Source organism: Psychrobacter proteolyticus (assembly GCF_039762275.1).
Lineage (GTDB): Bacteria > Pseudomonadota > Gammaproteobacteria > Pseudomonadales > Moraxellaceae > Psychrobacter > Psychrobacter proteolyticus_C.
Genome location: NZ_JBDLOB010000007.1, coordinates 26,441 through 38,848, shown reverse-complemented (window position 1 = coordinate 38,848; position 12,408 = coordinate 26,441). Strand labels below are relative to the sequence as shown.

7 protein-coding genes and 1 tRNA gene are annotated in these 12,408 nt (G+C 40.5%); 6 read left to right on the top strand and 2 right to left on the bottom strand.

The features are described from left to right. Positions 1–13 precede the first annotated feature (13 nt). The gene (locus ABFV72_RS10840; RefSeq protein ID WP_347163658.1) at positions 14–4,525 is read right to left on the bottom strand and encodes an exodeoxyribonuclease V subunit gamma; all 4,512 of its coding nucleotides are present in this window, start codon (positions 4,523–4,525) and stop codon (positions 14–16) included. Positions 4,526–4,965: 440 nt separating this feature from the next. Between ABFV72_RS10840 and ABFV72_RS10835 the strand changes: the two genes are divergently transcribed. The 6 genes from ABFV72_RS10835 to ABFV72_RS10810 all read left to right on the top strand — a co-directional run bounded on the left by ABFV72_RS10835 (position 4,966) and on the right by ABFV72_RS10810 (position 10,189). Further along, the gene (locus ABFV72_RS10835; RefSeq protein WP_347163657.1) at positions 4,966–5,493 is read left to right on the top strand and encodes a hypothetical protein; all 528 of its coding nucleotides are present in this window, start codon (positions 4,966–4,968) and stop codon (positions 5,491–5,493) included. Positions 5,494–5,559: 66 nt separating this feature from the next. Continuing rightward, positions 5,560–6,366, top strand: coding sequence for a hypothetical protein (locus tag ABFV72_RS10830; RefSeq protein ID WP_347163655.1), 807 nt, complete (start codon positions 5,560–5,562; stop codon positions 6,364–6,366). A gap of 73 nt (positions 6,367–6,439) precedes the next feature. Further along, positions 6,440–6,515 (top strand) — tRNA-Arg (locus ABFV72_RS10825). Between the two features lie 494 nt (positions 6,516–7,009). Continuing rightward, complete coding sequence (locus ABFV72_RS10820) at positions 7,010–7,831, top strand: alpha/beta fold hydrolase (protein ID WP_347163654.1); 822 nt, start codon at positions 7,010–7,012, stop codon at positions 7,829–7,831. An 861-nt stretch (positions 7,832–8,692) separates the two neighbouring features. Continuing rightward, positions 8,693–8,983, top strand: coding sequence for a putative quinol monooxygenase (locus tag ABFV72_RS10815; RefSeq protein WP_347163652.1), 291 nt, complete (start codon positions 8,693–8,695; stop codon positions 8,981–8,983). 120 nt (positions 8,984–9,103) lie between these two features. Beyond that, positions 9,104–10,189 carry an L-dopachrome tautomerase-related protein gene (locus tag ABFV72_RS10810; protein ID WP_347163650.1) on the top strand — a complete coding sequence of 362 codons (1,086 nt, stop codon included), beginning with the start codon at positions 9,104–9,106 and terminating at the stop codon, positions 10,187–10,189. A 246-nt stretch (positions 10,190–10,435) separates the two neighbouring features. On the opposite strand, the gene ABFV72_RS10805 is transcribed toward ABFV72_RS10810, so the two are convergent. Next, on the bottom strand, positions 10,436–12,118 hold the full coding sequence (locus ABFV72_RS10805) for an NAD-dependent malic enzyme (protein WP_057760119.1): 1,683 nt from the start codon (positions 12,116–12,118) through the stop codon (positions 10,436–10,438). Positions 12,119–12,408: the final 290 nt, after the last annotated feature.

Sequence of the window (12,408 nt, the reverse complement as noted above, 5' to 3'; positions counted from 1 at the left end):
TCTAAATAATGGGCTAACTATCTAAGTTAGTTAACGCATTAAACATCGGCGCGTATAATGGCTGGGCTAATGTAGTCAACGCTGATGATAACGCCTTAAACGCATCTTGGTCACGTAGCACGTACTGCCAAATAGCATGCTGCGAGCAAGTATCATATACCGTGTCTGAGTTATAGTTGGGTCTTAACCAGTCCGAGAAGTCGGCACGTTTTGGCCAGTAGCGGTTGCCGTCACCTTCTTCAGCGGTTAGATACTTATCAAGGTAATTAAGTGCATATTCTGGTAATAACGTAATGGGCACTTGATCCGTTAATTTACCAAAAACAGCCCATTTTATCAGCTCAATGACTGCGTCTTCATACACGATCGGGCTTAGTTTAAATGCGATTGCTTTGTCATACTTTTTAACTTGTGAGTTAGGCTTATTAAAACGCCAAATACTTACGCCATCATTTAATGCTACTTGCTCGGCAGTGGTACGTCTGGCTACTTGCCAATATAAATGTGACAACCAAAACTTGAGTAAATGTCTAGGACTGGCAGAATTAGGCAATATGTTTAACCACTGCTTGGGTGATTGCTGAGCATAAGGCATGCCCGCCTGAATAATTGATATAGGTGCTAATATTGGTACTGAACCTTTGATCTTAATGATTTTTGGCAACAGCTTAAGCAGTGTCTCTATACTCTCTATATCTATCTGGTCTTTTGAATCATGATTAGTGTTATTCAGTATATTTTTTAGTTCTATCTGAACAGGATGTTCGGCGGTTGGCGTCAATAGCTGTAATACACTGCTGATATCTGCCGTACTCTCATTGAGAATGCTGCTTTCGTCAAAGCCATTAGCTATTAACTGCTCTTTAAACTCTAAACATTGCTGTTGTAGTTTCTTTTGTTGATTGGGTAGCGTGGTCTGGCGAGCGACACCAGCAGGCATAATTTTTTGATACATCAGAATTGGAGTAGTAGTTTCAGCCGCTGCACTACTATCATTTTTCTTATTCTCATCAGTAACCAACTGTTTAATCAAATGATCTTTGATTTGATAAGTAGTCAGACTGTCTAAGAATAGCGGCTCTTGCTGCGACAATGCTTCTTCACCTTGTACCACATGCACCTTTTGAGACCGTAAGAATGCTTTGGCAGGATGGCGCACTTGGTAAGCCAATGCCCCTTCAATATCTATCTCTCCGATGTTAAATATGCTATCAGATAGCACCTCTGTCATGCCACTGACATCGCTAGGAGCATCAACAACTGTGTCGAACCCCAACAATTCAGCCAATGCAGACAAGGTTTGATTGTCTATTTGACCTAGCTGACCCAAGCCTTGACCAAGCACCTGAGCGATTGACTCATACTGCGCCTTCGTGGGTAAGCCCACCAACTCTTTATGCTCACTAGACACTCGCCCTTTCAATGTATCGAACACCGCTTGCCAAAGCGGTGCAGGCGGAAACTGTTTTTTCTGAGCCAGTTTGGTTTTGCGCATGGCTGTATTTAATAAAGTATCCAGCTCATCAATCATATCGACAGGGCTAGAATCCTGAGCATTGATAGTAATGTTGGCATTAATGTTGGCATTAGCATTGTCATCAATATCAGGAGACGCTTGCTCAAAAACATCAATGCCTTCGATTTCTGTCTCAAACAGACTCTCATGGAAAGGCAATGCAGGATGCTCAGTCACTAGCCACTGCTTAATCAATTTAGGCAAATAGCGCTTGAGGCTTTCGGTGGTGGGGTCAATATTCTCAGGTAATGTCTCAAGCGAGTTTACCTGCCATTGCACCTCGCCTTGCAAAAACTGCAATAGCTCACTCACTGGATTGGCTGGCAGATGCTCATGAGTGTCCGTCAAGCTTTGGCCGTTGTAGAACATCCAACATGCACTGCGCGCGCACAGTAACGCATCTAAAAATGCGCCGTTGTCATCATCTTCACTAACTCTGTCACCACGGCGTGCATTGGTCGCTTTCATCAAATCATAGCGGTTATCTCGGTCACGCCCAGGAAACTCAGAGAGATCCATATTGAGCATCACCACCAACTCAAACGGCACGTTTCTTAGTGCACCAAATCGACCAAAGGTAATCACCCCAGTTGGCTCCGCACTGACCTGCTGACTTTCAAGCTCGTTTTCGATACTGTCTAGCATAAAGCTCAGCTTGAGCGGCAATTGCTCCACACCTGCCAGCCTTTGCTCCACTTCTCTGTTGTCGACATCACCACTAGCGTACTGCCTATAGTGACGATTGGCTCGCAGACTTGACTTAAAACCATTCATCGCGTTGTAGATGGCGCGCATGGTACGCGTTTGGTCTACATCCCCAAAGTAGCGATGGATAACTTGTGTCTCAATCTGATCAAGCCAATCTTCCGCTTTCATTTTTTGTGTATGATCATCACGTCGTGCGACCAAGCCGGTATAAATGCGGCAAAGCGCTTCAACAATCAACGCATCATTTAGGCTAACTTGTGGTAACGGTAAGGTCATTTCTGGTAACGCAGTGCTTGGCCATTCATCGTCATTTAGATCATATAAGCAATCACTCAACTCAGCCTCTGGCATGACCAGACCTAGGGTCAATCTGTCTAATGCCTGTGCAAAGCTAAAGCGATAGTCGTAATCATTACTGTCTAAAGTTTGCTTAAGATGCAGCTCGTCAAAACCGCGAATAAAGCCCGCCTCTACCAGTAAATCACAGCCACGGCTCATTTGCTCATGAGTCAGTCCAAAGCTTTCAAACAAGGGCGGTAACATCAACCAGTCTAAGACTTCAGCTGCTTCAAAACGGGCACTATGGCTACCCAATAGTTTGTAAAAACCGATAATCGCTTCCCATAACTGGCGAATATCGGCGTCAACAACACCAGTCACTTTAGCAGGCAAAGTCAAGCCGTCTTGACCCTTACCATTGACGAAGATAGACCCAATCAATGCATGATGACGTTCAACATCAGGTAGCAGCACAACAATGTCAGAGATATGGCGTTTCTTTTCACCTAGTTTGATAGGTTCATTTAGCCAACGACCAATCATAATACGTAATACTTCAAGCTGACGCTGCAAACTATGACACGAATGAATGCTTAGGCTATTATCTTGGGAAGAGATTGCCCAAAAACGGTCTTTTTCAAAACGCTTATTCTCTAACGCTTCATCTTCATACCAAGCCGTTGCTGGCTTAGCTTCATCAAAGCTTGACTCTATCTGCTTACTTACCGCTTGTGAGACTGTAGCAGCCGTTGCTTGCTGAGTAGATTGCTCATCAAGCATCAACACATCATTTTGCAAACGTTTTAATAAGCTCAAGTTACCTTGCGTATCTTGAGTACTGACAGCGTCATCAGCAGCATCTATGCTTTCATAATCGTAATGACCGAGCACATTATCTACACCATTATCAAAGTTATCTTGCCATTCGACTAGCGCATCGTCGTATTGCTCATTACCTGATAAATTGGCAAGCATGGCAAACGCATCGCGCGACTGCTTGCCCAAACGCGATAGCAAACTATGACCATAATCACGCAAAAACACGCTTTCAGGATTAATAATCTGCTGACGCTGTAACCATGATTTATCAACGATATCCGCCCAAAACAGCTTTGATGGATTGTAATGTAATAACGTGATATTCATGTATTGCGACAAGTGCTGTAGAAAATCAAGCTCGGTCTGTGGCAGTTGCTGAATAGTAAATATACGCAATACTTTGGGTAACTGATCGCGCTCATTCGCCTTGTTACCTTTTAAAGCCGACCAGAACGCACGCTCCAGTGCCACACGGTGTAAATGAACATCAGCAAACAAATGCGACCATAAAAAACGTTGGGCGACTTCTAACTCAACATAATGCTCGACCAACCACTCAGGCGTGCCGCGCGCATACTTATCAAAGCGAAGGGATAAGGCGTCTTTATCTGCTATCAACTCACTTACGCTCAACGGCTTGTTTTGCGACCATAATGCCAACCAATCCTCACGGTGAGTCAAATAACGGTTAAACACCCTAGCCAAATCGCTTGCCAGCTGCCAAATACGAGCATCTTGTTGCGCCTTATCCTGTTGTAAGCTGTCTTGTTGAGCGCTTGCCTGTGGGTCATCAATCAAAGACGCTAGCAACGGATGAACTGGATGCTTTTCATCTGCAACAATCGACTCCTGATAATAAGTCAAATACCCAAACAATCGCCACTGCATTACCGTTGGTGACAATACCGCCACTTCCGGCACGTTTAGAGTTGTCGCTTCAGGGTTTTGCGCCAGTAAGTATGAATTATGGCGGGTCAGTACATCTTGCATCAGCGTCCATTGATACTGGCCCCAAAATTTAGTACGCACCAAGGTACTAATACCAGCACGGCTAGCAATAGTTTTATCCAACCAATCACCCAATACCATTGACGGTACAATGACAATAAAAGGCTCAAAAACAGGCTGATCCTTGGACTGGTATTGTACAAGCAATTGATCAACGAGGTTTTCGGTACGGTGCGACTGAATAATAGTGAACATAGACAATAATCTGATTGCAATAAAGGTGAGATATTAGGATTGATAAAAAAGGCTTCACTTATAGATGAGACGTCTGTATCCAATGTCAAAAACGCTATAAAACGTCCATACAAAACAAAAATCGATACTCATCAATCTATGTTTGATGGTCGTTACTATGATGCATTTCTGCTAGCATGAGGGCCGTAAACAAAAACAATCATAGTAGCAAACTCTACATATCCATTGATAACGTTGACATGCCAAATTTGCTATCAGTGTGCCATTGATGGTTATCGTTTACTAGTGTAGATGCCGATATTATAATAAGCTTGCGACATTTAGTGTCGTTTTATACTATCATTCATATTTACAATGAAATAATCTCATTGCGGTTTTTAAATGGGCCTTTACAACCTGTATCTAAATAATACTTTCTATTGACGGGATTACTTAATATTATGCCATTGCGTCCCATTGATGCCATTTTTGTCCATCCAAAACAACGCTTATACGTCGTGTATTATCGCGGTGAGTTGTGGCAACTGCCACGTATGAAAATCGATGACAGATCATGGCAAAACAGACGACCATATACGGATGATAGCAGCTCACTTTATTTGAGCATCCATCAAGCTATCAGCGACCCTGTCCTTGCGCAGAAATTGAGAACGCTAGATCTACCTGTAGCAGTACGTGGTAGCACGTTGCCACGTTTTGAAGCATGGTGGGAGGCACATGGGTTTAGATGGTTAAAAGACAGATTGTTGACCGGTGAATCGCCGTTAGCAGCGCATCAAACTACTACATCTGCTGCCAAGGTATTAAACGACCAACCTGATTCTCTAATAAATCGCCAAACCAATAATCATACTGATGAAAGTAGTGAAGTTAATGAAGAACAAGTATCTACCCCTTCTGCAGACACGGATATCTTTGCAGACATGTTGGCTGAATTAACCGATGAAGTACTAGAACAAAAGCTTTGAAAGCTAGATACCACCCTGTATATAAACTTTGCTATGAATCAACTAATAATAAAAGAGCAGTAATATATGAAAGACTACAAACTACTGCTGGCTGGGCTAATTTTGCTACTGCTCACAATCTTTATCGCAGTCTTTATTTGGTTGTGGACCAGTAATCGAAAAAACACAGACCCATTGCCAATCATGGCAAGTGAAAGTGAAGCAGACCCTAGTACGAAAGGGAATGAATCAAGAGAGATTGCTGACAGTGTTTTATACATTCGAGCAGAGGAGAAGTTACAGATACCATTGGACGATATCATTGTGAGCTTTGAATCTCGTTATCCGCACGTGCAAGTGTTAGCGAGCTATGTCCCCTCTAACGACCTTCTTACAGTACCAAGTAATGGTTCTACCAAAGACAAACTCTCTGACTTCGTTTTTGATACAGATATGATTATTACTAATGACGACAGCCTATCTACAGAACGGGTAACACTCCTACAATCAGAATTGCAACGGGCACAAGATAGAAATGGTCAAAGTCAAAAAAGTACTGAAGCCAATGATATAAGTAATACATATGATAAAAATAGTGATAATAGTACGCATAACAAAGATAAAAAGATACACACTCTAAATCCCTTTAACTATGCGCTAAAAGATGAACAAGCGCTTGAAGGTGTCATCCTGACAGACGATACAACTGCTATTAACTTCCGTAATTTTTTACTATCGAGTACAGGTCAAGATATACTAAAAAAATATGATTATCAGAATATCAGTGGTTATAAGAACAGTGTAAATGACTTATTTAAACCAACCTCACAGGCAAAAAATGCATCAGGTGATCATGCTGTAGATGTCACTGACGCGCTTAGCAATGGTGAGTAAGGATAAATTGTCTTTATTTATCTTTTGTTGATTGCTTTTATGACTGCTTTTTTCTACAATGTCACTCCATAATGCGCCTATAGCTCAACAGGATAGAGCAGTTGCCTCCTAAGCGATCGATCCGAGTTCGAGTCTTGGTGGGCGCACCATCAAATAATATTAGAAGTAATAAAAAACCCCATAGCCTCTACGCTGTGGGGTTTTTTATTATCTAGTACACGGTAGTTAACGATTAATAACGGTTGAGCTACAAACCTATAACGGCTGAAGCCATAATGCTTTTGTTATTAATGTATGATTAATATCACTTCCATCAGGTTGGTTTATCTAACTTCAGTACGACAGTTTTTGGTACAGTCGCGTTATTTCAATAAAGCCATTTCATTAGGCTTTTGAATAAGTGAGAAGAAAAAATAGTGTGATGAGAATAAGCTTCTCATCAATAAAGATCCATAAACAGTTAGTACTATTTTTGATAGCAGTGTTGCTGTTGATCACTGAGACCGTATACTTCCTGAAGAATTCCTTCACATTACTATTATAACGTTGGGTCAGTTACTGCCTTACCTTAGCTGAAAAAATCTGTCTTCCCTTTCCGTAGAACGATTTCACGATTATTAAAATTCATCTTTAGGAGGATGCTATGAGCACTCAAATAACAGAAAATTATACATACATTGACGGGCATAAGATTGCATTTCTGGAACAAGGTTCAGGTAGTCCAATAATCCTGCTGCACGGGATTCCAACCAATAGCCTCATGTGGCGAAATATTATTCCACAACTTGCAAAAACAAATCGGGTCATCGCCCCTGACCTTCTCAACTATGGGAAATCTGCAAAACCAAAAAGCGCAGATGTGTCCATTAATGCGCAAAGCAACATGATTGTAAAACTCATGGATGTCCTAGGTGCGCGGCAAGCAGATATTGTTGGACATGATATTGGTGGAGGCGTTGCTCAGTTGATAGCTGTCAATTATCCAGAGAAAGTTCGAAAGCTTATTTTGATAGATAGCATCTGCTTCGATTCATGGCCTATCCCAGATTTTGAGCCGCTACAGGAACCTGGTGCCGAGTCAGAGATGAGTCTAGAGGACTTTTTGAGCATGATGCGAGGTTTCCTACCAAAAGGTGTATATGATAACAGTGTCATGACTGATGAGCTTATCGAGATGTATCTTGAACCTTGGTCAACTGAAGATGGCAAGCATGCCTTCTTTCGCAATCTCAGACGGTTGAATAAAGAGTATACTCAGGCCCTTACTGACGAACTTAGCAACCTTCCACATCAGACGTTCATTATGTGGGGCGACAAAGACCCTTTCCAAAAACCGGAATATGCACCAAAGCTGGCAGAAGCGATTCCAAATGCAGAGCTTGTCTGGATTAAAGATGTCGCTCATTGGTTGATTGATGAGAAGCCTGATGAAATTGGTGAGCATATCAATCAGTTTCTAAGCTAAAATACGAGTAGTACAGAGACACATAACATAGCGCTGCATCGAACAAAAATGCTATATTACTATTCGATGCAGCATTTTTATTGTACCGTTCGCCATTACAGAGAACTAACCATAAATATATGCAGAAATGGACTTTCAACAATTCCACGAAATATAGCTTGGTATAAAAAACCGTTAAGCCCACAGCTTACTCTGAGTAAGCACACCAGTTAAAATATGAGTAGTAATCATTTAAACCCTTGTAAGCATCGAGCTACAAGGGTTTTTTACATATATTGATTTATACATAACCAAAATAAGCTAAGCGACCATACAGACTTTATACTTTTATATCACTGCATAGACAGAAAATCACCCTAGCTGTTCAAGTTAAGGTGATTTCTTTGGGTTTGGGAAGCTGCTTTCTAAGAAAATAAATACAATACAAGTCGTCCTTCTAATACTACATACATGGCAGTCCAATCAGAAAAAACATTAACTAAACCATGGTTTTTTAGGTAATAGTTCTCTCAATATCATAGTGTTTGCAATATTGATAATAACCATATATATATGTTGGCTTCGCTTTAATCAAGACAAAAAACTCCTAAATGCTATTAGCTATAAGTATAAAGTGCTCAGATATGTAGTTTGGTTTTCTTAGGCATTGTTATTAATACTTCGGTTTGGTCAATGAGAATTTCGGCAGCATTAATTATGATAAACAACAACTACTTTCAAGATATCATTGAAAGTGTTTCTTGATTTAAGCCTCTACCTCTACTATAGCTAGCTATATATAATCGTTTTAAAGCAGTCGATCGCTAACGATATCTTTTGACTTGATAAAGTTTAACATTAGTAGTTAAAAAGGATTCTATTATGGCTAGATTAACCATCGTTGCCAATATCATGGCAAAACCAAACCAAATCGAACTGGTTAAAACAGAATTGATAAAACTGATTGGTGTTACTCGCGCTGAAGAAGGGTGTATCAATTACGACTTACATCAAGATAATGAAAATCCTGCTCATTTTATGTTCTACGAAAATTGGGTGTCACGTGAACTTTGGCAAGCTCATATGAGTAATAAGCATTTTGACGATTACTCAAAAGCCACTGAAGGTGCAATAGAAAAATTCACTTTGAATGAAATGATCGTTATTGAGTAACTAACATTAAACTAAAAGTATTAATAACGATTAGTGAATAAATAGTATTAGGTGCTAAACGTCATACACTCAATATTATGCTTGAGTACCTATATACATCAATAAATACAGGAGATTCAAATGAAATATTTAAAGTCACTACTGGCTATAAGTGCTGCATTGGTATTAGGCACAGCTCATGCCAACAATATTGAAGTCGTTGCGCAAATAGATGATACTCGCCCTGGTAATATCACGGTAACTCAACAAGGACGAACATTTCTATCCATGCAGCCCCTAGACAACCCTGAATACCGTGTGGTTGAATTGATGAGTGATGGCTCAACTAAACCTTTTCCAAACATAGATTGGGCTGATGGTCCAGATAAAGGAGATGTTGGATTTGCTTCAGTTATTGGTATTGAAAGCACTCCCGATGGAGTGGTTTGGATTCTAGATATGGGTAGCAAAAATTCGCCTGCTCAAATCGTAGCTTGGGATACCTTAAATAACAGACTCTTTAAACGCATTGAGATCGATAGTGATGCTACTGTAGACAACTCGTTCTTACAAGATTTTGTTATCGATACTAAGCGCAATAAAATATACATAGCTGATACTAGTCTCGGTAATTTGTCAGGAGCACCTGCACCTGCTTTTGTAGTTGTTGACTTAGACACAGGTAACTCTCGCCGTGTTCTTCAAGCAAATAAAGCACTTTTAGCACCTGAGCATGACCTTATTATTGATGGGTCATTAATGGCAACTAAGCGTGAAAATGGTAATTCTGATGCAATTTATCTAAGTTTAAACCCAATCACTATGGATGCCCAAAATGAATGGGTATATTTCGGTACAGTGAATGGTAGTGTAATTTACCGCTTGCCCGCCTCATCACTTGCTAATGATAATTTGACGGATAGCCAACTGAGTAAAACCATAGAGTTTTATGGTGAAAAACGTCCTAGTGATGGGATGATTATGGCGGATAATGGAGATATCTACGTTGGAGATATTGAAAAAAATGCCGTCAGTATCGTGACTAAAGATAGCTTTAAGACCTTTGCTCAAGATGACAATCTACTATCATGGGCTGATGGGTTTTCAATTCAAAATGGCTACTTATATATCACTCAAAACTCACTACATCTTAACCCTGCGTTAAATCAAGGTGAAGAGGGCTCTGTGAAGCCATACCATGTCTTACGTATAAAGTTAAATCAATAATTGGGGTTACTTCTAACCTCAACGGTTAATCACTACCTTTTTCTTTAAGCAGATGCATGCTTGAATACTGAAGCCTAGCTATGCCTAAGGAATGGTAGAAGTAAACTTGATAAACTAATGGACTTTGATAGGAACAAAAAAGGTTGCCAACACTATATGTAATATAGCGTTAGCAACCTTTTTTTATTTAGTACTTTACTTAGATAATGTAGCTAATATTAGGAATTTTTATATCTAATCTCTAGCCTAGAAAGAAGTACGGCGATAGTTACGATATTCAGGTAACCAAAAGTTCGCTTTTAATCGACGTTGTAAATTCTCCGATGTGATAGGTAGTGCTAGCTTATCTTGAGCCGCTTGCAATGCCACTGCATACGCTATTTTTTCACTGATCTCTCTGATAACTTTGATCGGCGGTAAGATAGCACCAGGTGCTTTTTCGTATTCCATTGATATATCTGCAAGGGCTTGGCTTGCCGCCGTTAGCATATTATCGCTGATACCTGACGCTCGTGCTGCTAAAACACCTAGACCGATACCCGGGAAAATATAGCTGTTATTACACTGAGAAACCTCAAAAGACTGACCGTTATAAGTGGTATGAGGAAACGGACTACCCGTCGCTACAATTGCCTTACCTTTACTCCAATTCATGACTTCTTGCGGCGTTGCTTCCACACGAGACGTTGGATTTGAAAGTGGTAGGACAATTGGGTGTTCAGTATTAGCACATAGCGATTCGATCACTTCTTGGGTGAACAGACCTTTTTGTCCGCTAACACCAAATAATACGGTGATTTTTGCTTGTTTAACCACTTGCGCTAAGCCGAGTTTCTTACTTTTATCCCAGCTTGCAATAGCTGATTCTTTTTGTACTAACGGTTCTTGGAATTTTTGCAGTTCTGTCATGCCATCTGTTAGCAGGCCATAACGGTCAACCATGAATACTTGACTACGAGCTTGCTCTTCAGTCAATCCTTCACGCTGCATTTGGCGAATAATATGCTCAGCAATACCACAACCCGCAGATCCTGCGCCTAAAAATGCGATATTCTGTTGGCTAAGTTTTTGACCTTTATTTAGACACGCTGCAATCAGAGTACCAACCGATACCGCAGCAGTCCCTTGAATATCATCATTAAAGCAGCATAGCTGATCACGATATTTATTCAATAACGGGGTCGCGTTTTCCTGAGCAAAATCTTCAAATTGCAATAACACTTCTGGCCAACGGCGCTTAACAGCTTGAATAAATAAGTCCACAAATTCATTATATTCATCGCCAGAGATGCGCGGATTTCTCCAGCCCATATACATAGGATCGTCAAGCAACTGTTGATTATTGGTGCCGACATCCAGCAAAATAGGTAGACAGTAAGCTGGGCTAATACCACCACAAGCCGTGTACAAAGACAACTTACCGATTGGAATGCCCATACCGCCAATACCCTGATCCCCTAGGCCCAAGATACGTTCACCGTCAGTAACAACGATCACTTTAACGTTTTGTTTGGTGGCATTTTGTAGCATGTCGTCGATTTTGTGACGCTCAGGATATGAGATAAACAAACCCCGTTTACGACGATAAATTTGTGAGAATTTTTCACACGCCTGACCAACGGTTGGGGTATAAATGAGCGGCATGACTTCTTCGATATGCTGCTCAATTAGATGATGAAACAAGGTTTCATTAGTATCTTGGATGTTACGCAAGTAAATATGCTTATCCATCGCATCAGTGAATGAGCTTAGTTGATGATAAGCACGTAATGATTGCTCCTCAATCGTTTCAATATTATGAGGTAATAGCCCCGTTAAATTAAAGCTACTACGTTCTTCTGATGAAAAAGCACTACCTTTATTCAATAAAGGTGTCTCTAAAAGAGCGGGTCCAGCAACAGGAATATATAAAGGACGCTTGTTTGACATAATGTAATCTTCTTATTAAAGGCATATGAGTGAAAGCCATACTGAGTGAAAGCTATGCTAGTGCTGCATTATACATAGCATCGACTGGTATTTAACAATAGATAACAAAATCATTTTGAATAAATGTGCTTCTGAACTCGAGGCTGCTGATACATTTACCGAGAAATAATAAAAAAGCACTACCAATCGGCAGTGCTTCTAAGGGTGTATTGAACATTTATAATAGACAAACACTGAACTATTCATCTATTCATCTATTCATCTATTCATCTATTCATCTACTTAGCTAC